The following is a 21587-nucleotide window of genomic DNA, read 5'->3' as shown; positions in this document are numbered from 1 at the left end:
CACGTGGCTGTCCTGACGAGTGAAGTCTACGTAATGGCCGGTGGCGCCGCTCGGCGATGATGCGGCCGCGATCTGCGAGGACCCGGCGAGCGACCCCATTCGAGCGCGCGAACGCTCCGCCGCGCGGCATAGCTGTCCGAGATCGGTCTGCGGACCGCCGATCGGGATGGCCATTCGCGGCGAATGCGTCGCGCGTGGGGAGGCGGGCCGGATATCGCACCCGGGCCCAGCCTCCCCGACGAATCAGGCCCCGACGGATCCGGACGGGGTGCGGGCCGTCGAATCGGCCCCAGCCGCCGGATCGGCCTCGGTCGGGGCGGCCATGGCATCCGGCGCACCCTCGGGCGTCGAGGCCGGACGGGGCACCGACGCCGGGCTGGGCGTCGAGGCCGGGCCGGGTACCGAGGCCGGACGGGCCGGCACGCCACGGCTCGGTCCCGCGGCGGACGCCTCGGTGGCGCGGGCGCCACGGGCCCGGTGGCAGTCGGCGCACAGCGCCGTCTGCGGCAGGGTGCGCAGCCGCTGCATGCCGATCGGTGCCCCGCACTGCAGGCAGGAGCCGTACTGACCGTTCATGATGCGGTACAGGGCGGTCTCGATGTCGGTCAGTGCCCGCCGCGCGCCGGCCAGGAGGGCGGCCGTGACCTGGCTCTGTGCGTTGTCGGTGGCGGAATCGACGCCGGGGACGCCGTCCAGGGACCCGGCGTGCGCGCCGCCGACGCCCATGAGCGCGGCGATCTGCTCGATGCGGAACTGCCGCTGCTCCTCGAGCCGCGCGCGCAGCGTCGGCAGGCTGAGCAGGAGTTCCGGGCGTGGTGGTTCGGGGGTGGGCAAATGTGTGCCAGACATGCTGGTCTCCAGGAACGGAGGGCTGGTACGGGAATGCGGCCGGAACGGACGTGTCCGGCGGTGGAGCGGTCGGGAACCGACCGGTCAGGCGATGGAGAGGTTGGCGGCGGCGAGTTGCCGGCGCGAGAGGCGTGACCGCGCGGAAAGGACCGGCGGCGCGCGCACGCCGTGCAGCTGTGCTCGGTGCCGTGCCGTGACCCGCCAGCCCACCGCGCCGAGGCCAAACAGGGCCTGCAGGACGATGGCCGTGGCACGCAGGGCGGCGCCGCCGGCCGCGCCCTGGGAAGCGGAGGTGACCCCCACCCTGATGTGCCCCGGCCGGGCGGTGACGCGTTGGGCGAAGTGCTGCACGCTCTGCTGCGTGACGGCGACCCCGGCGTGGTCGCCCCGGGAGATCGGATCGTCATTCGTGGCGGCGAGGACGCCAAGCCACACCAGCGCACAGGCCAACGCGGCGGCGAGAACGAGCGTCGCCGGGTGCCGTCGGTGCGCGTGGCCGGACATCCTCGGCCCAGGGTACATGGCCCGGTCACGCCGCCCGCGCAGGTCAGGCCGCCCGTACCGGACGGTCACACCGCCGGCGCGGCGCCGGGCGTTCTCGGCGGGTACACCGCCGGCCGTGGGGGTCATCGGGTGAGCAGCCGGGCTCGGCGCGGGATGTCGCCGAACTTACCGGCGTGAAAGTCGGCGAACGCCTGCTGGATCTGCGCCTTGCTGTTCATCACGAACGGGCCGCCCGCGACCACCGGTTCGTTCAACGGCCGGCCCGCGAACAGCATCACCCTGGTCCGCTCGTCGGCCTCCGGCGTGGACAACGGCAGCGCGGTCGCGTTCTCCTCCTCGCCGACAGGGTCTGACCAGGCGATCTGGCCCGACTCCACCGAGCGGCCGGCGATGGTCACACGGCCGTCCAGCACGTAACAGAACGCCCGGTGGTCGGCCGGCAGCAGTTGAAGGTGTTCGGTGGCCGGATCGAGGGTGAGCAGCAGGCCAAGGATCGGCCAATGGTTGGCGGCCGGACCGGTGACGCCGCCGGAGCTACCCGACACCACCGCGACGCTCACGCCATCGCCCGCGTACTCCGCGTGAGCGCGGGCCCGCAGATCCTGGTACCGGGTCGCCACGAGCTTGCGGTCGGCGGGCAGGTTGACCCACAGCTGCAGCGTGTGCGCGTACTCGTCGCGAAAGGCCAGCTCACGGTGGATGATCCCGCTGCCGGCGGTCATCCACTGCACGTCGCCGGGCTCCAACGCGCCCGCGTTACCGAGGCTGTCCCCGTGCTCCAGTACGCCGTCGAGCACCAGGGTCACGGTCTCCACACCCCGGTGCGGGTGCCAACTGAATCCGGCGGAGGAGAACCAGTCCTCGCTGAGCACCAGGAACGGGTCGGTGAGCCCGACGTTGTCCGGTGCGATGATGACGGCCTTCGCGTCCACCTGCGTGTCCGGTCCGAAGACCGTCTTGGTGTGTACCCGATCCACCCGGCGCAGCGGCACGGGCTGCGAGTCACTCATCGAGCCCTACCTTCCCTGACAGGCTTCGCTCACTCATCGGCGTCTCGCCTCGCTCATCGGCGCGAAGGGTCGCGACCAGGTGCCCCGTGAATCGCTCGCCGCGCTCACTCATCGCTGGCCTCCCTGCTCGCGCCGTGGTTCACGGCGGCACGTCCACTATGCCGGACATCGAGGGCGCGTGTGGCCCGTACTTCCGGTCCGGACCGCGCATCGCCGCGGCGGTACGGTGGCACATGACTTCTCGCTTTGACGGACGCGTGGCGCTGGTGACCGGCGCCAGCCGTGGCATCGGCCTGGCCATCGCGCAGCGCATCGTGGCGGAGGGCGGCCGGGTCTGCCTGACCGGCCGGAAACAGGACGGGCTGCGTGAGGCGGTCGACTCCCTCGGCGGCGCGCCGCACGCGATCGGCGTGGCCGGGAAGGCCGACGACGAAGCGCACCAATTGTCCACTGTGGAACGGGTGATCGGCGAGTACGGCCGGCTCGACGTCCTGGTCAACAATGCCGGCATCAACCCCGCGTACGGGCCGCTGCTCGACCTCGACCTGGGCGCCGCGCGCAAGACGGTTGAGGTTAACGTGATCGCCGCGCTGGGCTGGTTGCGCGCGACCCATCGGGCGTGGTTGGGCGCGCACGGCGGCGCGGTGGTCAACGTCGCCTCGGTGGCCGGGCTGCGGCCGGCCACCGGCATCGGCTTATACGGCGTGAGCAAGGCGGCACTGATCCAGCTCACCGCGCAGCTCGCCGTCGAGCTGGGACCGTCGGTCCGGGTCAACGCGGTGGCGCCCGCGGTGGTGAAGACCAGGTTCGCCACGGCGCTGTACGACGGGCGCGAGGAGCAGGTCGCGCAGGCGTACCCGCTGCGCCGCCTGGGCGTACCGCCCGACGTCGCGTCCGCGGTCGCGTTCCTGGCCTCCGATGACGCGGCCTGGATCACCGGCCAGACCCTCGCCGTCGACGGTGGCGTCACGCTCGGCGGCGGGGTGTAGATCCCCCCTACGTGAGGACGATGAATCCCCTACGTGAGGAACAATGAGTACGTGAGAAGTCACATAGTGTGTTCATCCATCGGTATCCGGCTATCCTGATGGTCCGGGGGGCCGGCCTATCGGTGGTGACACATGTATGGGACAGACTTCCTACCGATCCTTTCCAACACGAAGCCCGAGCCGATTCCTCGGCGGCACATGATCTACGGCTGGGTGGTGCGCATCGACGACGCGTACGGGCGGGACGTGCGGGTCAGCGCGCACTTCGCCGCCGGCGTGGTCGGCGCGACGGCGGTGGCCAGGGCGGCGAGCCGGATGCTCGGGGCCCTGGTCAGGACGCCGGCCGCGCAGGGCCCGGCGCGTAAGTTCAAGGACCTGCGCAAGGGGCCCGAATTCCAGGTGACCCAGGTGTGGCTGACCGACATCGACGGCACCATCACCCCGGTCGAGGTCCACGGGCACCTGTCCCAGGGCGCCCTGGTGCTGCGGGACCGGGTCCGGATCTCGGTGCGCCGCCAGCGCGATCCGTACCAGCCGCCCCGGGTGGTGGCCATCGAGAACCTGTCGACCGGCCGCACCCTCAAGCCGCGCGGCGCCAACATCTGGAGCCACCTGGGCCCGGCGCTGATCCTGCAGGCGCTGGTCGGCGTCGGCGTGCTGGGGACGCTGCTGGCCATCCTGCTGAACGCGCGCACCTGACCGGCCGGGCGCCGCGGCGTCAGGCCGGGGGCATCGATCCGGCCGGCGGCGCCGCGGCCTCGACCGGCGGCGGAAAGTCCTCGTCCCGGTACTCGCCGTCCGGGCGCGCCTGCGGGTCGAGGTGCTTGACCGCCTCGCCGGCCCGCAGCTCCACCCGCCGGATCTTCCCCGAGATGGTCTTCGGCAGGTCCGCGAACTCCAGCCGACGGATCCGCTTGAACGGCGCCAGGTTGGCACGGCAGTGCGCGAAGATCGCGGCTGCGGTCTCCTCCGACGGCTGCCATCCGGCGGCCAGCACCAGGTACGCCTTGGGCACCGCCAGCCGCAGCGGGTCGGGCGAGGGCACCACCGCGGCCTCGGCCACCGCCTCGTGCTCGATCAGCACGCTCTCCAGCTCGAACGGCGAGATGCGGTAGTCCGACGCCTTGAACACGTCGTCCGCGCGCCCCACGTACGTCAGGTACCCCTCGTCGTCGCGGGAAGCCATGTCGCCGGTGTGGTAGAAGCCGCCGGCCATCGCCTCCGCGGTCCGTTCCGGGTCACCGTGGTAGCCGACCATCAGCCCGAGCGGGCGGTCGGTGAGGTCGAGGCAGATCTCGCCCTCCTCGGCCACCTCCCCGGTGAGCGGATCGACCAGCTCCACCCGGTACCCCGGGGTGGCCCGGCCCATCGACCCCGGCTTGACCGGCTGCCCGGGTGTGTTCGCCACCTGCACGGTGGTCTCGGTCTGCCCGAAGCCGTCCCGGATGGTCACCCCCCACGCCTTGCGGACCTGGTCGATGACCTCGGGGTTGAGCGGCTCACCGGCGCCGACCGCCTTCTCCGGCGGGGTGCGCAGCGAGGCCAGGTCGGCCTGGATGAGCATCCGCCACACGGTCGGCGGGGCGCAGAAGCTGGTGACCCCGCAGCGCTCCATCTCCCGCAGCAGCCGGGACGCGTCGAAGCGCGCGTAGTTGTAGATGAACACGCACGCCTCGGCGTTCCACGGCGCGAAGACGTTGCTCCAGGCGTGCTTCGCCCAGCCGGGCGAGGAGATGTTGAGGTGCGTGTCGCCGGGGCGCAGGCCGATCCAGTACATGGTGGACAAATGCCCGACCGGGTACGACGCGTGGGTGTGCTCGACCAGCTTGGGCAGGGCGGTGGTGCCGGAGGTGAAGTAGAGCAGAAGCGTGTCGTCGGCCCGGGTGACGCCGTCCGGCACGAAGTCGGTGGGCGCCTCGTATGCCCGCGCGTACTCCTGCCAGCCCGGCACCGGCGGGCCGACCGCGATCCGGGTGTAGTCCCCCGGTACGCCGTCGAACTTGGGCGCGTCCACCGAGCCGACCACCACGTGGCGCGCGCCGCCGCGCCGCACCCGGTCGCGCAGGTCGACCGGGCCCAGCAGCGGGGTGGCCGGGATCAGCACCGCGCCGAGCTTCATCGTGGCGAGGATCGTCTCCCACAGTTCCACCTGGTTGCCCAGCATCAGCACCAGCCGGTCGCCGCGGCGCACGCCCAGGTCGCGCAGCCAGTTGGCGAGCTGGTTGGAGCGGCGCGACAGCTGCGCGAAGGACAACTTCGTCTCGGCACCGTCCTGCTCGACGATCCACAGGGCCGGCCGGTCGTTGCCCTCGGCCACCACGTCGAACCAGTCCAGCGCCCAGTTGAACTCGGCCAGCCGAGGCCACTCGAACTCGCGGTACGCCGTGTCGTAGTCCTCCGCGTGGGCCAGCAGGAAGTCGCGTGCCGCGCGAAAGGACTCGGTGCCAACGGTCGCCGCCATGCCGCCTCCCCGTGCCGACGATGTCGCCGTTGACAATAGAACCCCGGTCCGATCGCGGGCTAGCGACGGGCGGCGTTCACTTCACCGCCCCGTCGTCGCCCGGCCGGGTCGAGAAGCGCACCCGGTCGAAGTCCGCGTACCCGCCGTCGGCCCCGAGATCCTGCACCCACAGGCCGACGAAGGCGCCGGTGAAGCCCCACGCCTCCGGCTCGCCGCGCACGACTCGGGCGGCGTGCTCGTCCGACAGGATGGTCGCGTCGAGCTCGACCGGCAGGTCGTGCCAGCCAGCGCCCCGGTCGTAGCCGAAGCGCACCACCGGGCCGTCGAACTCCACGCGCAACGCGACCGGGCCGGCGCCGGCCAACTCGACCCGTGCCGACGGGTGGCCGGTGCGCCGCCCGGAGTCGCAGCTGAGCACCTCCAGCACCCGGCGGCCGTCGTCATCGAGGGTCACGTACGCGTAGTGCCAGTTGCGCGTGTTGTAGTACGCCGTGACGCCGGCGAGCTGCCGAAACCCGGCCGGTTCGAACTCCATCACGGTCTCCAGCGCACAGCGCGGCGCGGTGACCCGCCGGCCGACCAGGCTCGGCCGGGTGCGGCCCACCGGCGACTGTCCCCCGTGGATCCTCAGGTGTCCCGGACGGGCCGCGAGCGTCAGCCAGTCCGCCGAGGCGGGCCGGCGCAGCGTGCTCCACTGCGGGCCGAGCTGGGGCGAGTCGAAGTCGTCGACCTCCGGCTCCGCCGGCCAGGGGTGCGCCGGCAGGTCCGGCCCGGCCACCCGCACCGCCGGCACCGCGCCGGCCACCCGGGGCCAGCCGTCCTCGGTCCAGTCGACCCGCTGGATGGCGGTCTCCCGGCCCAGGACGCAGTCCCCCAGCGGCTCGTACGGCCGGGCGGTCAGGTGCGCCAGATACCACTCCCCGGCCGGGGTCCGCACGAGCGAGCCGTGGCCCGCCTTCTGTAGCGACAGGTCGGGGCGGCCCCGGGAGGTGAGCAGCGGACCGGCCGGGTCCACCTGGTACGGCCCGGTCAGCGAACTCGACCGGGCGACGGTCACCTGATGCTCCCAGCTGGTGCCGCCCTCCGCGGTCACCAGGTAATACCAGCCGTTCCCGCGGTACAGCCGTGGGCCCTCGGTCATCCCCGCCGACGTGCCCTCGAACAGCCGGTGCACCGGGCCGACCAGGCGCATGCCGGCCCGGTCGAACCGCCGGGCCTCGATGCCGGCGAACCGCTCACGGCCCGGACGCCAGTCCGCGCTCATCGACAGCATCCAGGTGCTGCCGTCCTCGTCGTGGAAGAAGGACGGGTCGAAGCCGTGGCCGTGCAGCGGGACCGGATCCGACCACGGCCCCGCGATGTCCGGTGCGGTGACCACGTAGTTGCGCGGATCCCAGTAGCCGCTCTCGAAGCTGGCCGTGTCCGTGAAGACCAGATAGAAGCGGCCGTCCACATAGGACAGGTCGGGCGCCCAGATCCCGCAGGAGTCGCCCGCCCCGGACAGGTCGAGCAGCCGCCGCTCGGTCAGGATGCCGCCGAGGGTGCGCCAGTGCACCAGGTCCCGCGAGTGGTGCACGCGCACCCCCGGGTACCACTCGAAGGTCGAGGTGGCCAGGTAGTAGTCGTCGGCGACCCGCAGGATCGACGGATCCGGGTCGAAGCCGGGCAGCACCGGATTGTGGATGAGGGAAACGGACGCGGTGACATCGGTGGTCATGTCATCCCTTCGGACGCCGGCCTTTTCGACGACGATTCCGATAAGTTTCGGTTGCCGGACCCTAAGTCACTCGGCGATTCTCCGTCAATAGTCATGAAAATTCGGGGTTCCAAATCCCGAAACTTTCGAGGTAAACTCCCCTCTATGTCACAGAGCCGGACCACCATGTCCGAGATCGCGGCCGCCGCCGGCGTCTCCGTTCCGACAGTGTCCAAGGTGGTCAATGGCCGGCCCGACGTGGCCACCGGCACCCGGGAGCGGGTGGAGCAGCTGCTGCGCCAGCGCGGATACCAGCCGCGCCGCGCCCGGCCCGACCACCGGGTCGGTCTCATCGACCTGGTCTTCGTCGACCTGGGCAGCCCGTGGGCGATGGAGATCCTGGCCGGCGTGGAGGAGGTCACCCACCGGGCCGGCACCGGGGTGGTGGTCTCGGCGGTGCACGGCCGCCACCGCACCCGTCCGGACCGCCGCTGGCTGGAGAACCTGGCCGCCCGGCGCTCCGACGGCGTGCTGCTCATCCTGTCCCAGCTCTCCGCCGGCCAGCAGGCCCAGCTCGACGATCTGGGCATCCCGGTGGTGATCGTGGACCCGGCCGGTCAGCCCGCCCCGAAGGTGCCCTCCGTCGGCGCTACCAACTGGGCCGGCGGGCTGACCGCCACGCAGCACCTGATCGGCCTCGGCCACGAGCGGATAGCGGTCATCGGTGGACCGCCCGACGTGCTGTGCAGCCGGGCGCGGATGGACGGCTACCGGGCCGCGATCAGCGGCGCCGGGCTCAAGGTGCGGCCGGGATACGTGCGCTCCGGCGACTTCCTCAGCCCGACGGGTTACCGGGAGACCATGGCGCTGCTGGACCTGCCGGTGCCGCCGACCGCGGTCTTCGTCTGCGCCGACCAGATGGCCCTGGGTGCCTACGAGGCGCTGTACGAACGGGGCCTGCGGGTGCCCGACGACATGAGCGTGGTCGGCTTCGACGACCTGGACGAGGCGCGGTGGGCCATCCCGCCGCTGACCACGATCCGGCAGCCGCTGACCGAGATGGCCGGCATGGGCGCGCGCATGCTGCTCAGCCTTATCAACGGCGAGGAGCTGGAAACGCCCCGGGTGGAGCTGGCCACCCCGCTGGTGGTCCGCGCCAGCACGGCGGCGCCGGGCGCGCGCCACTGAACCGGCCGGCGGGCAAGACCCGACCGGCCGTGGGGTTCAGCGTCGGCGGTGGCGGTGGATCTCCCGTACGCCGATCGTGGTGGCCAGCAGCGCGGCGCCCGAGGGGCCCGCGACCCACATCGGCCACGGGTAGACCGCCTGCCCGGTGCCGACCATGACCAGCAACCACACCACCACGTTGATGAGGACCGCGCCGCCCCAGATCGTCCAGAGCACCATGAGCGCGGTCGGCATCCGCCATTCCTGGTTCGCCGGTGTGGGCGCGGCCGCCGGCTGTGACGTGGGCGTGGCGGCCGGCACCACGGCGGCAGCCCCCGGGGCCACGGGCGGAGGAAGATCGTCGAGCAGCGCGTTGAGCTCCGCGTACGTGCGCGCCGCGTAGGCCACACGCAGCCGGTCGTCGTATTCGGCGAGCCGCAGCCGACCCTGGTCCAGCGCGAGGCGCAGCCGGTCGGCCACCCATTGACGATCCTCGTCCGCCGCTCGCAGCCCGTCCTCGGGCCGGGATCGTTGGTCCCTGCGTTCGTCGCCCTGCGCCGTCATGTCGGCTACCCCCGCCTCTATGCACTGCCGCGCCTGGATGTTACCCATCCCCGCGCCACGCCGTGGTGCGTGCCGCGGATGTTATCCAGAATGGAGCCTCCCGCCGCGCCCTTCAAGGCGCTCACGCCCACCGCAACGCCGACGACCGGATGAATGCCGTGCTCGGCCACGAACCACGACAGCCGGCGGTGCTACCGGGCACGCTGGTCTGCTGCGTGATCAACGGGAGAATGTCCAGGACCGGCGGGTTCGGGTCCAGCGGGCCGAGAGCTGACCGGCACGCGGCCCGACCGTTACGCGGTCGAGCCGGGCGCGGTCGAGCCGGGCGCGGTCGAGCCGGGCGCGACCGGCGCCGCCGCGCGGCGGATCGGCGGGCGTGGCACCGCGGGGTACCGGCGGGTAACCTCTTGCCGTGGCCAACATCAAGGGGCTGGCGCCCGGTGATCCGGCGCCCGACTTCACTCTTCCGAGCCAAACCGGCGAGCAGGTATCGCTGCACGATCTCTACGCGGAAAAGGTGGTCGTGCTCTACTTCTACCCGAAAGACGACACCTACGGCTGTACCAAGGAGGCGTGCGCGTTCCGCGACGCCTACGAGGTGTTCTCCGAGGCGGGCGCGCAGGTGGTCGGGGTCAGCTCGGACTCCGTCGACTCCCACGACCAGTTCGCGCGCAAGCACAACCTGCCGTTCGTCCTGGTCGCCGACTCCGGCGGCGAGCTGCGTCGGCGCTACGGCATACCCACCACGCTGGGGCTCCTGCCCGGCCGGGTCACCTACGTGATCGACCGCCAGGGCGTCATCCGGCACGTCTTCTCGTCCCAGATGCAGTTCAACGGCCACGTCCAGGGCGCCCTGAAGGTGGTCAAGGAACTGGCCGGACAGCCGGCCTGAGACCTGGGACGACGATGAACCGAACCGTACTGGTCACCGGCGGCACCGGGGGTCTCGGTGCCGCTGTGACCGGCACTCTCCTGGCCGCCGGCTGGCGCGTGGTGGTGCCCTGGCGCACCCGGGCCGGGCTCGACCGGTTGCCGACCATGCGACCGGCCGGGCTCGGCGCGTCTGATGCCGCGCCCCGACCCGGACCGGTCCCCGACGCGCTGGTGCCGGTCGAGGCCGACGTGTTCGACCCGGACTCGGTGCGCCGGTGCGTCCAGGTCGCCACCGGCGACGCGGACCGGCCGCTGCGCGCGGTGGTCAACCTGGTCGGCGGCTTCGCCATGGGCGGCCGGGTGCACGAGACCCCGGTCGAGGACTTCGAGGCGGCGCTGCGGAGCAACCTGCGCCCCACCTACCTGGTCTGCCAGGCCGCGCTGCCGGCCCTCGTGGCGGCCGGCGGCGGCGCCGTGGTCTGCGTGTCCAGCCGGGCGACGGGCGCTGCGTTCCCCGGCGCGGCCGGCTACCTCACCGCGAAGACCGCGGTGCTCGGGCTGGTGGCCGCGCTGGACGCCGAGTACTGGGGCGACGGGATCCGGGTCAACGCGATCCTGCCCGGAGTGATCGACACCCCGGGCAACCGGGCCGGTCAACCGGAGGCCGACCGCCGCGGCTGGACGGACCCCGTGACCATCGCCGACACCGTCGCGTTCCTGTGTGGGGACGGGTCCGCGGCGGTACACGGCGCCCAGATCAAGGTGTGAGCGGGCACCCGGCCGGCGGTTCGCCGGCCGGACCGCCGGCGACGATTTTCGAAGGAGGCGGTTGATGAGCAGTCCATCCGGCCGGACCGGCCAGCCGTACGAGTTTCCGGTGGAGCGGGGCAAGGTGCGCGAGTTCGCCCGCGCGACCAAGGCGCGCCGGGACAGCTACTTCACCGACCCACACGCCGTGGTGCCCCCGACCTTCCTCATGTCGTCGGCGTTCTGGGCCGGGCCCGGCGCCTCGGCGCTCGGCGACCAGGAGCGGGACATGTCCCGGATCCTGCACGGCGAGCAGGAGTTCGTGTACCCGGCCGGCCCGCCCCGGGCGGGTACTCCCCTGATCGCCACCCAGCGCGTCGAGGACGTGTACAGCAAGCAGGGCCGGCGCGGCGGGACGATGGAGTTCACCGTGCTGGTGACCGAGTACCGGGACGAGCACGGCACCCTGGTCGCCGAGGCGCGCAGCACCGTCATCGAGACCAGCCAGGCGCCGGAGCGGGAGGCCGCGTCGTGACCGGCATGGACGAGCTGAGCTGGGAGGCGCTGGCCGCCTCCGACACCCTGCCGGAGTTCGTCGACGAGCCGCTGACCGTGACGGACTTCGTCCGGTACCAGGGCGCGTCGGGCGACCTGAATCCGATCCACCACGACGAGCGGTTCGCCCGGTCGGCCGGCTTCCCCGGCGTGTTCGCGGTCGGCATGCTGGCCGCCGGCATCCTGGGCAGCTACCTGGCCGATCTGTTCGGCCCGCGGGCCATCCGGCGGTTCAAGGTGCAGTTCCGGGAGCAGGCCTGGCCGGGTGACGTGCTCACGTACCGTGGCGTGGTGACCGAGCGCGAGGAGCGTGACGGCGAGCGCCTGGCCCGGCTGGAGCTGCTGGTGCTGCGCCAGACCGGCGGCGTGCACGCCAAGGGTTGGGCGACGGTAGCGCTGCCGTGAGCGGTCCGCTGGCCGGCGTGCGGGTGGTGGAGCTGGCCGGCATCGGCCCCGGCCCGTTCACCGCCATGATGCTGGCCGACATGGGCGCCGATGTGGTGCGGGTGGACCGGCCGGACGGGGTCGACCCGGAGCGGTTCGGCACGCCCCATCCCGACCTGCTCAACCGGGGCCGGCGCTCGATCGCGGTGGACCTCAAGCACCCGGCCGGGCGGAACGTCGTGCTGGGCCTGGTGGGCCGGTCCGACGTGCTGCTCGAGGGCTTCCGGCCGGGCGTCACCGAGCGGCTCGGCCTCGGGCCGGACGACTGCCTGGCGGTCAATCCACGGCTGGTCTACGGCCGGATGACCGGATGGGGTCAGGACGGGCCGCACGCGGGCTACGCAGGCCACGACATCGACTACGTGGCGCTGACCGGCGCGCTGTGGGCGACCGGCCGGCCCGACTCGCCGCCGGTACCGCCGATGAACCTGGTCGGCGACTTCGGCGGCGGCGGCATGCTGCTCGCCTTCGGAGTGGTGTGCGCGCTGCTGAACGTGGCCGGCGGCGGCACCGGCCAGGTGATCGACGCGGCCATGGTGGACGGGGCGTCGGTGCTGTCCACCATGATTCTCGGGCTGCGCCAACTGGGCCGGTGGCGCGACGAACGGGGCGCCAACCTGCTCGACGGCGGCGCCCCGTTCTACGACACGTACGAGTGCGCGGACGGCCGGTACCTGGCGGTCGGCGCGCTGGAGCCTCAGTTCTACGCGGAGCTGGTGCGGCGCACCGGCTTCGAGGCGCCCGAGGCCGCGGCCGACCGGCTCGACCCGGCGGGGTGGCCGGCCGCACGGCAGGCGTGGGCGCGGCTGTTCCGTTCCCGTACCCGCGACGAGTGGGCCGCGCTGCTGGAGCACAGCGACGCCTGCGTGGCGCCGGTACTGGACTGGCGGGAGGCGCCGCGACACCCGCACCTGGCGGCCCGGCGCACGTTCGTCGAGTACTCCGGGGTCACGCAGCCGGCACCGGCGCCCCGGTTCTCCGCGACGCCCGGTGCCATTCGCCGACCACCGCCCCACGCCGGCGAGCACACCGACGAGATCCTGCGCGAGCTGGGTCTCGACGCCGATGCGCTGCGCGGCGACGGGGCGGTGGCTTAGCCCGTGATGGCCGTGGCCGCCAGACGGCGTCAGCCGTCGTTGGCGTACGCGCCGATGTGGTAGTAGGACAGCACCAGGTTGGTCGCCTGCTGCTCCCACTGGGCGTAGCGGTCGCCGAACGCGGAGTCCTGCACCGCCTGGGCGGCGTCGGTCAACGGCAGGTTCTGCCAGTTCGGCACCTGTGTCAGGGCGTTGAGGAACGCGGTCGCCGCGTACGTCGGGTTGGTCAGCTCGGCCGGGGTGCCCCAGCCGGCGGACGGCCGCTGCTGGAACAGGCCCAGCGAGTCGTGGTCGTTGTCCGCGCCGAGGTTGCCCAGGTTCTCCAGCTTGCTCTCCTGCATCGAGGTCGCCACCGCGATCACCGCCGCGCGCGGCGGCAGGTGCAGGGCGTTGGACGCGGCCACGATGGTGTGCGCGTTGTCGATCTGGGCGGAGTCCAGGTCGAGGCTCGACTGCGTGAACGCGGCGGGCGCTCCCTCGGGCAACAACTGGCCCGCGCTCGGCGCTCCCCCGGTGGCGGCGGAGCCCCCGGTGGCGACCGAGCCGCCGGTCACCCCGTTGAGGGCGGTGCTGGCGGGGCTGTCCGTGCCCGGATGGGCGCTCGCGGCGGTGGCGGTACCGGCCAGAGGGCCGGCGGCCACGCCCGCGATCAGCGCCACCGAGGCGGCGGCACGCTTGTGCGTACGGACAAAGTCGGGCAGTAGCGTCTGGATCCGCTTGTAGTCTACGCGGTAGTTCAGGTGCACGGTTTCTCCCCCGTTTTCGGCCGTGGACATGGTGCAACCACGGCCGGCCGCCGCGCATTCCGCGACCCAACCCGACCGTTCTCCCCCGCATCACAAGCCTCTGACCTGCACTGATGCGAAACGCATCGGGGCGCGTACCGGACGGTCAGCACCAGCCGGAAATGCGGCGCCCGCCGATCGCGAATGGGTTATCGCCGCGCCGATGACGGCGGTACGGGACATCGGATATGCATTGACAATCAGAAATAAGTGAAAGGAGATCCGTCCGGTTGACCGCCGTTCGCGACCCGGATCCTTAAACTAACGGTGTCAGCTTTGTACCAGCGGAAGGGTCGCGACCATCGTGGCAAGACCCCGGCAGCCCGTCTTGAGCCGACAGCGCATCGTCGAGGTCGCCACCGCGATCCTCGACGCGGACGGGCTGGACGCCCTGTCCACCCGCCGGCTCGCGCACGACCTGGGGGTGCGGGCGCCCTCGCTCTACAACCACTTCGCCACCAAGGACGCCATCCTGGACGCGGTGGCCGACGCCATCATCGAACGGGTCGACCTGCGCATGTTCGGCCGGATGTCCGGCGCGGGCGACTGGGCCACCGCGCTGACCGAGTGGGCCCGGGCGTACCGGGGCGCGCTGGCCGCGCACCCGAACGCCGTACCGTTCCTGGCGCACGGCCCCGCGCTTCGCCCAGCCGCGCTGTCACTGGCCGACGCCGTGTACGGCGCGCTGGTCGAGGCCGGCTGGCCGCCCAGCTACGCCACCCGGATCGGCGCCGCCATGCGGTACTTCGTGGCCGGCTCCGCGCTCGGCTCGTTCGCCCTCGGCTTCCCCGACGATCCCTCGGTCTACGCCCAGCGCTACCCGAACCTGCGCGACGCCCACCGGCTGCGCGAGAACCGCCAGCGGGTCGACGACGGCGCGTTCGAACTCGGCCTGGCCACCCTGGTGCGCGGCTTCGAGTCGCTGTACGCGCAGGTCGTCGCCCACCCGGTGAACGGGTCCGGGAGCGCGCCCGGACCCGTTCAACCACAGTTCGAGCAGACGGTTCAGGAGGGGATGCCGTCGGCCGGCGGCGCCGGCTGCGACGGGCTGGACTCGGTGATCGGCCCCGACGCGTCATCGGTCGTGTAGAGCGGGCCGAACACCTCCTGCTTGCCGCCCTCCACCTTGGCCATCTGCAGGCCGCCGAAGCCGGAGTGGTCGGTCGCGGAGAAGCGCAGCGGCGACAGGCCGGGCCCGGCGAAGCCGTTCTTCTCCACCGCCGCGATGATCCCCTGACGGGTCAGGTTCTTGCCGGCCGCGAGCAGCGCCTGGACGAACAGGTACCCGACGGCGAAGCCGTACTCGACGTTGCCGTCGAACGCGGCGTTGTTGTCGTACTGCTGGTCCAGCTTGAGGAACAGCGCGATCCACGGGTTGGTGGTGTCCGTGGGCGCCGGCAGGTACGCGGTGCTCAGCATGCCGTCCAGCAGCGGGCCCGTGGCGTCCTTGAGCTGGCTGCCCAGGGTGGCGTAGTCGGCGCCGACGTTGGAGACCATCCACTGGGTCTTGAAACCGAGCTGGGCCGCGGTGCCCAGGGCCAGTGCGGTGAACCCGGGCACCGTGAAGGCGATGGTGACCTGGCAGCCGGCGGCCTTCAGGGCGCCGATGGCCGGCGCGACGTTGGTGTTGGTCACGTCGTACGTCTCGCTGTGCGTGACGCCGGAGGCGCCGAGCACGTCCTGCACGCCCTTGAGGCCGTCGGCCCCGAAGTCGTCGTGCTGGCCGAAGGTACACACCTTCTTGTCGGCGAAGTTGGCCTTGATGTAGTTGCCGAAGGTCTTCCCCTCGATGGTGTAGTCCGGGTTGTAGCCGAAGGTGTACGGGTACTTCTTCGGCTGGTTCCAGCTCAGGCTGCCCGACGCCACGAACAGGTCGGGCACCTTGTTGGTGTTGAGGAAGTCGAGCACTCCGGTGTGGGTGGGGGTGCCCAGCCCGGACAGGATGGCGAACACCTTGTCCTGCAGGACCAGCTTGCGCACCTTCTGCTGGGTGGTCGCCGGGTCGTACGCGTCATCTTCGATCTTGAACGTGATCTTCCGGCCGTACACGCCGCCCTTGCTGTTGACGTAGTCGAAGTACGCCTTGGTCGCGGGGGAAATCTCGCTGTAGCCGGCCGCGGCCGGTCCGGTCAGCGGTGTATGGGTACCGACGATGATCTCGGTGGACGTCACGCCGGGAACGGATCCGCCCGACGAACTCGAACTGCCACCACACGCGGCCAGGCCGGCCACCACGGCCATCGCGGTGGTCACCGCCATTGCGCGTCGCACGAAGTGGTACATGCTCCGGCCCCCTTCAGGGGTTGGGATCGGGATCTCAGGTGCGCGAAGCCACGGGAGCGTGCGGCTCGGCGTCAGGGGCGGAGGGCTCCGCCCGGTGCGCGCCACGGCCGTCACGCCGGCCGCGCACCCATCGGGCCGCCCGGTTCAGCAGGCCCTGTATGCCGCCCGGGGCGGCGATCATCACCACGACGAGCAGAAGCCCGAAGACGGCAAGGGGAAGGTTCCCCGCCAGCCGTTGCTGCGCCGCGGGCGAATGGATGAGCGAGCTGGTCGCGGTGTCGGCCAACCAGGGCAGCAGGACCAGCAGGATGCTGCCCCACACCGCGCCGGTCAGGCTACCGAGGCCGCCGACGACCACGGCGAGCAGCAGGTTCAAGGAGAGGGTGAACGCGAAGGCACCGGGTGAGACGCTCTGCGCCAGCACGGCGAGCATACCGCCGCCCAGCCCGGCACAGGCCGCGCTGACCACGAACGCGATCACCTGGACCTTCGCGACGTTGATGCCGCCGAGCCGCGCGGCGATCTCGTCGTCGCGCACCGCCCGCAGGGTGCGGCCGAACTGCCCGGAGGTCAGGTTGCCCAGCACCAACATGGTGACCAGCGCCGCGATCAGGGCCAGCCACGCCTGCCAGCGCTCGAGCGGAAAGCTCTCGCCCAGCGCGGCCGGGGCCGGCACCAGATACACCGACAGCCCCTGGTCGCCGTGGAACAGGCCGTTCCACAGCGAACCGATCGAGGGCACCGCGACGGCGACGACCAGGGTGAGCCCGGCCAGGTACGGGCCGCGCAGCCGGGCGGCCGCGACCCCGATCACCGCTCCCGCCACGGCGGCCACGCACACCCCCGCGGCCAGCGAGGCGAGCAGCGCCCACTGGGTCAGCACGTTGTGCGCGCCGAACTTGTTCTGCACCATGGCCACCGTGTACCCGCCGATGGCCATCAGCGCGCCGTGCCCCAGCGACAGCTGCCCGTTCTGGCCGGCCAGCATCGTGAGCCCGGCCGCGGCACACAGGTACGCGGCGGCGGTGGCCAGCTGGTAGTCCCGGAACGGGTCGAGCCCGGCCGTGACCCCGAGCATCACGGCTGCGGCCACCAGCAGGATGGCCAGGTGCCGTGGCAGCGTCCAGTGCCTCATACCCGCCTCACCGCACGACCGGAGAACAGCCCACCCGGCCGGGCGAGCAGCACCACCACCAGAAGTGCCAGCACCGCCAGCGGGGTACTGGCGCTGCCGAGATAACCGCCCACATAGGACAGCACCAGGCCGACCACGAGCCCGCCGACCACCGCCCCGAGCGGACTGTCCAGCCCGCCCACCACGGCGGCGGTGAAGGAGGACACGAAGACCAGATCCATGGCCGTCGGGTGCAGCCCCAGCCCGGTCGGGATGATCAGCATGCCGGCTACCGCGCCGACCAGCGCGGCCAGCGCCCAGCCCAGCGTGAGCGCCCGGCCCACGTTGACGCCGAGCAGCCGGGACACCTGCGGGGCGAACGCGGCCGCGCGCATCCGCAGCCCGGTCGCCGTACGGGTGAACAGCACCGCCAGGGCGAGCAACAGCACCAGTACGGTGCCGAACACGAACAGGTCGTACCGGGTCACCAGCGGTACCCCGCCGACAGTCATGGCGGTCTGGCTGAACGGCGCCGGGAACGGCAGGTACCGATTGCCGTAGATCATTCCCAGTACACCCTGGGTCAGCAGCACCAGGCCGAGCGCCACGATGACCGCGTTGAGCGGGGGCGCCTGCTCGACCCGGCGCATCACTATCCGCTCCACGAGCGCACCGAGCACCAGCCCACCGACCAGGGCGGCCGCGAACCCGAGCCAGTACGATCCGGTCGCGCCCGAGACGCTGTACGCCAGGTACGCGGCGACCACCGCCAGCACGCCCTGCGCGAAGTTGACGATCCGGGTGGCCCGAAAGATCAGCACCAGGGCCAACGCGAACGCCGCGTAGATCGCGCCGCGCGAGAGCCCGTAGACGGTGAGGAACACGAAACGATCCATTCGCGACCCTTTGGGTGTCTAGAAGCCGAGGTACGCATGCCTCAACGCGTCGTCGCCGGCCAGCGCGTCGGCGACGTCGGCGGCCACGACCCGGCCCTGCGACATCACCACGCCCGAGTCGGCTACCGACAGCGCGCCGCGGACGTTCTGTTCGACGAGCAGGACGGTCAGCCCCGTCTCGTCGCGCAGCCGCCGCAGCAGCGCCATGATCTGTGCCACCACGAGGGGCGCGAGCCCCAGCGATGGCTCGTCGAGCAGCAGCAGCCGGGGACGGGCGATCAGGGCCCGACCCAGCGCCAACATCTGTCGCTCTCCCCCGGACAGCTGGTGGCCGGCGTAGCCGCGCCTGGCCGCGAGCGAGGGAAACAGCTGGTACACCTCGTCCAGCGGGCCACGAAGCGCCCGCCGGTCCGCCCGGAACAGCCCGCCGAGGCGCAGATTCTCCTCGACGGTCAACTCGTCGATCACGCCCCGGCCCTCGGGCACATGTGCCAGGCCCCGGCGGACCAGTTGCTCGACCGGCACCCCGCGCAGGTCGGCCCCGTCGAGCAGGACCCGGCCGGCCGCGGGCCGCAGCAGGCCGGACAGCGTGCGCAGCAAGGTGGTCTTGCCGGCGCCGTTCGCGCCGAGCACCGCGCAGATCGTGCCCTCCGGTACCCGCAGATCGACGGCGTGCAGCACGGGCACACCGCCGTACCCGGCGGTCAGGCCCTCGACCCGAAGCAGCTCGCTCATGACAGCGGACCACCTCCCGTGGGCGCCCCGCCCTCGACCACTCCGCCCTCTACCACTCCGCCCTCGACGGCTCCGTCCTCGACGACCTGGGCGCCGGTCGGCTGGTGGCCGCCGGCCTCGGCGCCGAGGTACGCCTCGGCCACCGCCGGATCGTCGCGGATCTCGTCGGGCGTACCGGCCGCGATGACCCGGCCGAAGTCCAGCACCACCACCCGCTGGCAGACCTGCATCACCAGGTCCATGTGGTGCTCGACGAGCATGACCGTGACGCCGCCCCCGCGCCGGCTGCCCAGCGAGCGGATCAGCGTGGCCAGTTCCTCGATGTCCTCGCCGCCCAGGCCGCCGGCCGGCTCGTCCAGCAGCAGCAGCCGGGGCTGCGCGACCAGCGCGCGGGCCAGCGCCACCTTCTTGCGCACCGGGTAGGGCAGGTCGTCCGGGCGCCGGTCCGCCCAGCTGGCGATCTTGAACTCCTCCAGCCGGGCCATGGCGGCGCCCCGCAGCTCCCGCTCGGCACGGTCGGAGCGGGGCAGCGCGAGCAGGGACGAGCCGAATCCGATCTTCTTGCGCTGGTCGGCCCCGGCCATCACGTTCTCCAGGACGCTCAGGCCGGGGAACAGCCCGATGCCCTGCAGGGTCCGGGCGATGCCGAGACCTATCAGCTTCTGCGGCCGGGGGCGCAGCGGCCGGTCCTGCCAGGTGATCGTGCCGGCGTCAGCTCGGACAAAACCGCAGATAACGTTGAAAAGAGTGGTCTTTCCGGCCCCATTGGGACCGATGATGCCGACGGTGCCGCCCTCGGGTACCTCCAGCGAGACGTCGTCCAGCGCGGTCAGCCCGCCGAAGCGCACGGTCACTCCGCGCAGGGTCAGCGCGGGGTCCCGCGCCGTTCCCGGCGGCTGTGCCTGCTGCGCCTGAGCCATTCGACATCACCCTCGATCCGAGCGATGTTGCAGGGAGGTGGCGGTGGTAGACCCACAAACTAACAGTGGTAGTTAACGTGCGCCAGACCCCATAGCGCCCAGTTGGGGCTCGCCGCGAACTCGCCGGCCATTCCCAGGGGGCGTGGAGCTAACTCTCAGGCAATCGAGGTGTACTAGAGCGAATCACGGTAACGCACCAAGGAACTGTGCCTTCCCGAAGGAGTAGGAAATGAGCGCGGCGAGCGAGCCCACTCCTGGCGATCGGCCGCCGGCCGACGACACGACCGAGGGTCTGCGGCCACCGACCGCTGCCCAGGGTCAGCCGGGCGGCTACGTGCCGCCACCGCCGTACCACACCGCGCCCGGTATGGGTGCGGTTCCGGGATATCCGGCTCCCGGCCAGGGCGACCAGTCCTGGTACGCCAACCAGCCGATCTACCAGCCCGGCTACGCCACCCCCGGCTACCCGCCGCACGGCGCGCCGCAGGATCAGCCCACCGCCTGGGGCTGGCCGCCCCAGCCCGGCGCCCCCTGGGGCCCGCCGGTCGGGCCGCAGCCCCGCCCGATCAGCCACCGGATCCCCGTGCTGGTCGGACTCGGCTGCGCGCTGATCATCGTGGCCATGGTGGCCGGGCTGCTGGTCGGCCGGGCGGTGTGGCAACCCACCTCGTCCCCGACCTCCAACGCGGGGTCGACCGGCAACGGGACCTTCCCGGGCTTCACCGGCCCCGGCAGCAACCCGGGCGTCGGCCCCGGCAACCAGGCGCCGAACGCCCCGGCCGGACCCGCCAACGCCTCGGCGATCGCCGACGCCGTCAGCCCCGCCCTGGTCGACGTGGTCACCCAGCTCGGCTTCCAGGGCGGCGAGGCCGCCGGCACCGGGATGGTGCTGACCTCCAACGGGGTGGTCCTCACCAACAACCACGTCATCGAGGGCGCGACCGCCATCAGCGTCACGGACATCGGCAACGGTAAGACCTACACCGCGAGCGTGGTGGGCTATGACCGGTCCGACGACGTGGCCGTGATCCAGCTGGCCAACGCCTCCGGCCTCAAGACGGTCTCCACCGCCGACTCGTCCAAGGTCAAGGTGAACGACCCGATCCTGGCGATCGGCAACGCCGGCGGCGTCGGTGGCACGCCGAGCGTGGCCGGCGGCACGGTGACCGCGCTGAACCAGGCGATCACCGCCAGCGACGAGTCGGGCGGCGGGTCCGAGCAGCTGACCGGGCTGATCCAGCTCAACGCCGACGTGCAGCCGGGCGACTCCGGCGGCCCGCTGGTCAACGCCGACGGCAAGGTGGTCGGCATGGACACCGCGGCCTCCGCCGGGTTCCAGTTCCAGAACCAGGGCAACCAGGGCTTCGCCATCCCGATCAACCAGGCGACGACCATCGCCAACCAGATCCGCGGCAGCAAGTCCTCCGCGACCGTGCACATCGGGGAGAGCGCGTTCCTCGGGGTCGAGGTCTCCGCAGGCTCGCAGGGCGGCGACCAGGGCGGCTTCGGCGGCAACGGCGGTGGCGGTAACGGCGGTGGCGGTAACGGTGGCAGCAACAGCAACGCGGCGATCGTCGCCGGTGTGGTGAACGGCTCCCCGGCCGAGCAGGCCGGGCTGCAGGAGGGCGACGTGATCACGTCGCTGGGCGGCAAGACGGTGGACAGCGCGACCACGCTGACCAACCTGATGACCCAGCACCACCCGGGCGACAAGGTCAACCTCGGCTGGACCGACACGGCCGGACAGTCCCAGTCCACGACGGTTCAGCTCGCCACGGGCCCGGCCTTCTGATCGGACCCACCGCACGACACGCAGCGGGGCGCCCACCGGCAAACGCCGGTGGGCGCCCCGCTGTCTGGGTCCGGCCCGGCTCGCGCCGGAGGGTCGGCCGCGCCGT

Annotated in this window: 22 protein-coding genes; 10 read left to right on the top strand and 12 right to left on the bottom strand. The window is 72.1% G+C overall.

All coding sequences use genetic code 11. The features are described from left to right. Positions 1-243: 243 nt before the first annotated feature. The 3 genes from ABEA87_RS06770 to ABEA87_RS06760 form a co-directional block, all read right to left on the bottom strand. Positions 244-849 carry a TraR/DksA family transcriptional regulator gene (locus ABEA87_RS06770; protein ID WP_345627081.1) on the bottom strand — a complete coding sequence of 202 codons (606 nt, stop codon included), beginning with the start codon at positions 847-849 and terminating at the stop codon, positions 244-246. An 84-nt stretch (positions 850-933) separates the two neighbouring features. After that, entirely contained in the window at positions 934-1479 is a 546-nt protein-coding gene (locus tag ABEA87_RS06765; RefSeq protein WP_345627080.1) for a hypothetical protein, read from the bottom strand. Beyond that, positions 1476-2363 (bottom strand): pirin family protein, encoded by an 888-nt coding sequence (locus tag ABEA87_RS06760; RefSeq protein WP_345627078.1) that lies wholly within the window; start codon positions 2361-2363, stop codon positions 1476-1478. The genes ABEA87_RS06765 and ABEA87_RS06760 overlap by 4 nt, the downstream gene beginning before the upstream one ends. A 233-nt stretch (positions 2364-2596) precedes the next feature. Here ABEA87_RS06760 and ABEA87_RS06755 point away from each other — a divergent pair, with 233 nt between their 5' ends. Together ABEA87_RS06755 and ABEA87_RS06750 are read left to right on the top strand one after the other, a co-directional pair. Then, positions 2597-3352, top strand: a complete 756-nt coding sequence (locus ABEA87_RS06755; protein ID WP_345627077.1) for an SDR family oxidoreductase — start codon at positions 2597-2599, stop codon at positions 3350-3352. Positions 3353-3484: 132 nt separating this feature from the next. After that, complete coding sequence (locus tag ABEA87_RS06750; protein WP_345627075.1) at positions 3485-4051, top strand: hypothetical protein; 567 nt, start codon at positions 3485-3487, stop codon at positions 4049-4051. Positions 4052-4070: 19 nt separating this feature from the next. Here the strand turns inward: ABEA87_RS06750 and ABEA87_RS06745 are convergent, their stop codons facing one another. Both ABEA87_RS06745 and ABEA87_RS06740 read right to left on the bottom strand, forming a co-directional pair. Beyond that, positions 4071-5813: an AMP-binding protein gene (locus ABEA87_RS06745; protein ID WP_345627073.1), complete on the bottom strand. Its 1743-nt coding sequence runs from the start codon at positions 5811-5813 to the stop codon at positions 4071-4073. Between the two features lie 76 nt (positions 5814-5889). Further along, positions 5890-7530 (bottom strand): glycoside hydrolase family 43 protein, encoded by a 1641-nt coding sequence (locus ABEA87_RS06740; RefSeq protein WP_345627071.1) that lies wholly within the window; start codon positions 7528-7530, stop codon positions 5890-5892. 144 nt (positions 7531-7674) lie between these two features. On the opposite strand from ABEA87_RS06740, the gene ABEA87_RS06735 reads away from it, so the two are divergent. Beyond that, positions 7675-8697, top strand: coding sequence for a LacI family DNA-binding transcriptional regulator (locus ABEA87_RS06735; protein ID WP_345627069.1), 1023 nt, complete (start codon positions 7675-7677; stop codon positions 8695-8697). Between the two features lie 36 nt (positions 8698-8733). Here the strand turns inward: ABEA87_RS06735 and ABEA87_RS06730 are convergent, their stop codons facing one another. Further along, entirely contained in the window at positions 8734-9288 is a 555-nt protein-coding gene (locus ABEA87_RS06730; RefSeq protein WP_345627067.1) for a DUF1707 SHOCT-like domain-containing protein, read from the bottom strand. Positions 9289-9652: 364 nt separating this feature from the next. Between ABEA87_RS06730 and ABEA87_RS06725 the strand changes: the two genes are divergently transcribed. The 5 genes from ABEA87_RS06725 to ABEA87_RS06705 all read left to right on the top strand — a co-directional run bounded on the left by ABEA87_RS06725 (position 9653) and on the right by ABEA87_RS06705 (position 12956). Then, a complete protein-coding gene (locus ABEA87_RS06725) occupies positions 9653-10132 on the top strand; it encodes a peroxiredoxin (RefSeq protein ID WP_345627066.1) in 480 nt (159 codons plus the stop codon). Positions 10133-10146: 14 nt separating this feature from the next. After that, on the top strand, positions 10147-10881 hold the full coding sequence (locus ABEA87_RS06720; RefSeq protein WP_345627065.1) for an SDR family NAD(P)-dependent oxidoreductase: 735 nt from the start codon (positions 10147-10149) through the stop codon (positions 10879-10881). A 64-nt stretch (positions 10882-10945) separates the two neighbouring features. Continuing rightward, the gene (locus tag ABEA87_RS06715) at positions 10946-11395 is read left to right on the top strand and encodes an FAS1-like dehydratase domain-containing protein (protein ID WP_345627063.1); all 450 of its coding nucleotides are present in this window, start codon (positions 10946-10948) and stop codon (positions 11393-11395) included. A 5-nt stretch (positions 11396-11400) separates the two neighbouring features. Beyond that, positions 11401-11820, top strand: a complete 420-nt coding sequence (locus ABEA87_RS06710) for a MaoC/PaaZ C-terminal domain-containing protein (RefSeq protein ID WP_345627362.1) — start codon at positions 11401-11403, stop codon at positions 11818-11820. Continuing rightward, the gene (locus ABEA87_RS06705; RefSeq protein ID WP_345627061.1) at positions 11817-12956 is read left to right on the top strand and encodes a CaiB/BaiF CoA transferase family protein; all 1140 of its coding nucleotides are present in this window, start codon (positions 11817-11819) and stop codon (positions 12954-12956) included. Before ABEA87_RS06710 ends, ABEA87_RS06705 begins: the two co-directional genes overlap by 4 nt. 29 nt (positions 12957-12985) lie before the next feature. Here ABEA87_RS06705 and ABEA87_RS06700 read toward each other — a convergent pair whose 3' ends face one another. Beyond that, positions 12986-13657 (bottom strand): hypothetical protein, encoded by a 672-nt coding sequence (locus ABEA87_RS06700; RefSeq protein WP_425570787.1) that lies wholly within the window; start codon positions 13655-13657, stop codon positions 12986-12988. 412 nt (positions 13658-14069) lie between these two features. On the opposite strand from ABEA87_RS06700, the gene ABEA87_RS06695 reads away from it, so the two are divergent. Beyond that, on the top strand, positions 14070-14831 hold the full coding sequence (locus tag ABEA87_RS06695; RefSeq protein WP_345627058.1) for a TetR/AcrR family transcriptional regulator: 762 nt from the start codon (positions 14070-14072) through the stop codon (positions 14829-14831). On the opposite strand, the gene ABEA87_RS06690 is transcribed toward ABEA87_RS06695, so the two are convergent. The 5 genes from ABEA87_RS06690 to ABEA87_RS06670 are packed head-to-tail and all read right to left on the bottom strand — an operon-like array spanning position 14747 to position 19689. Then, positions 14747-16012 carry an ABC transporter substrate-binding protein gene (locus tag ABEA87_RS06690; protein WP_345627057.1) on the bottom strand — a complete coding sequence of 422 codons (1266 nt, stop codon included), beginning with the start codon at positions 16010-16012 and terminating at the stop codon, positions 14747-14749. The two genes, ABEA87_RS06695 and ABEA87_RS06690, sit on opposite strands and share 85 nt — an antisense overlap. A 46-nt stretch (positions 16013-16058) precedes the next feature. Next, a complete protein-coding gene (locus ABEA87_RS06685) occupies positions 16059-17159 on the bottom strand; it encodes a branched-chain amino acid ABC transporter permease (protein ID WP_345627055.1) in 1101 nt (366 codons plus the stop codon). Next, the gene (locus ABEA87_RS06680) at positions 17156-18034 is read right to left on the bottom strand and encodes a branched-chain amino acid ABC transporter permease (RefSeq protein WP_345627053.1); all 879 of its coding nucleotides are present in this window, start codon (positions 18032-18034) and stop codon (positions 17156-17158) included. Before ABEA87_RS06680 ends, ABEA87_RS06685 begins: the two co-directional genes overlap by 4 nt. 18 nt (positions 18035-18052) lie before the next feature. Beyond that, complete coding sequence (locus ABEA87_RS06675; protein ID WP_345627051.1) at positions 18053-18769, bottom strand: ABC transporter ATP-binding protein; 717 nt, start codon at positions 18767-18769, stop codon at positions 18053-18055. After that, positions 18766-19689: an ABC transporter ATP-binding protein gene (locus ABEA87_RS06670; RefSeq protein ID WP_345627049.1), complete on the bottom strand. Its 924-nt coding sequence runs from the start codon at positions 19687-19689 to the stop codon at positions 18766-18768. Before ABEA87_RS06670 ends, ABEA87_RS06675 begins: the two co-directional genes overlap by 4 nt. 229 nt (positions 19690-19918) lie before the next feature. On the opposite strand from ABEA87_RS06670, the gene ABEA87_RS06665 reads away from it, so the two are divergent. Then, complete coding sequence (locus ABEA87_RS06665; RefSeq protein ID WP_345627047.1) at positions 19919-21481, top strand: trypsin-like peptidase domain-containing protein; 1563 nt, start codon at positions 19919-19921, stop codon at positions 21479-21481. Positions 21482-21587: the final 106 nt, after the last annotated feature.

The organism is Rugosimonospora acidiphila, from assembly GCF_039543385.1.
GTDB classification, from domain to species: Bacteria; Actinomycetota; Actinomycetes; order Mycobacteriales; family Micromonosporaceae; genus Rugosimonospora; species Rugosimonospora acidiphila.
The sequence above is the reverse complement of the archived record's forward strand: the minus strand, read 5'-3'. Positions and strand labels throughout refer to the sequence as shown.

Excerpts from the sequence above, each read along its gene's own strand:
- ABEA87_RS06675 (WP_345627051.1), bottom strand. The coding sequence starts at position 18,769 with ATGAGCGAGCTGCTTCGGGTCGAGGGCCTGACCGCCGGGTACGGCGGT.
- ABEA87_RS06735 (WP_345627069.1), top strand. The coding sequence starts at position 7,675 with ATGTCACAGAGCCGGACCACCATGTCCGAGATCGCGGCCGCCGCCGGC.
- ABEA87_RS06730 (WP_345627067.1), bottom strand. The coding sequence starts at position 9,288 with ATGGGTAACATCCAGGCGCGGCAGTGCATAGAGGCGGGGGTAGCCGAC.
- ABEA87_RS06720 (WP_345627065.1), top strand. The coding sequence starts at position 10,147 with ATGAACCGAACCGTACTGGTCACCGGCGGCACCGGGGGTCTCGGTGCC.
- ABEA87_RS06765 (WP_345627080.1), bottom strand. The coding sequence starts at position 1,479 with ATGACCCCCACGGCCGGCGGTGTACCCGCCGAGAACGCCCGGCGCCGC.
- ABEA87_RS06680 (WP_345627053.1), bottom strand. The coding sequence starts at position 18,034 with ATGGATCGTTTCGTGTTCCTCACCGTCTACGGGCTCTCGCGCGGCGCG.
- ABEA87_RS06760 (WP_345627078.1), bottom strand. The coding sequence starts at position 2,363 with ATGAGTGACTCGCAGCCCGTGCCGCTGCGCCGGGTGGATCGGGTACAC.
- ABEA87_RS06740 (WP_345627071.1), bottom strand. The coding sequence starts at position 7,530 with ATGACCACCGATGTCACCGCGTCCGTTTCCCTCATCCACAATCCGGTG.
- ABEA87_RS06710 (WP_345627362.1), top strand. The coding sequence starts at position 11,401 with ATGGACGAGCTGAGCTGGGAGGCGCTGGCCGCCTCCGACACCCTGCCG.
- ABEA87_RS06665 (WP_345627047.1), top strand. The coding sequence starts at position 19,919 with ATGAGCGCGGCGAGCGAGCCCACTCCTGGCGATCGGCCGCCGGCCGAC.
- ABEA87_RS06745 (WP_345627073.1), bottom strand. The coding sequence starts at position 5,813 with ATGGCGGCGACCGTTGGCACCGAGTCCTTTCGCGCGGCACGCGACTTC.
- ABEA87_RS06670 (WP_345627049.1), bottom strand. The coding sequence starts at position 19,689 with ATGGCTCAGGCGCAGCAGGCACAGCCGCCGGGAACGGCGCGGGACCCC.
- ABEA87_RS06750 (WP_345627075.1), top strand. The coding sequence starts at position 3,485 with ATGTATGGGACAGACTTCCTACCGATCCTTTCCAACACGAAGCCCGAG.
- ABEA87_RS06755 (WP_345627077.1), top strand. The coding sequence starts at position 2,597 with ATGACTTCTCGCTTTGACGGACGCGTGGCGCTGGTGACCGGCGCCAGC.
- ABEA87_RS06685 (WP_345627055.1), bottom strand. The coding sequence starts at position 17,159 with ATGAGGCACTGGACGCTGCCACGGCACCTGGCCATCCTGCTGGTGGCC.
- ABEA87_RS06770 (WP_345627081.1), bottom strand. The coding sequence starts at position 849 with ATGTCTGGCACACATTTGCCCACCCCCGAACCACCACGCCCGGAACTC.
- ABEA87_RS06715 (WP_345627063.1), top strand. The coding sequence starts at position 10,946 with ATGAGCAGTCCATCCGGCCGGACCGGCCAGCCGTACGAGTTTCCGGTG.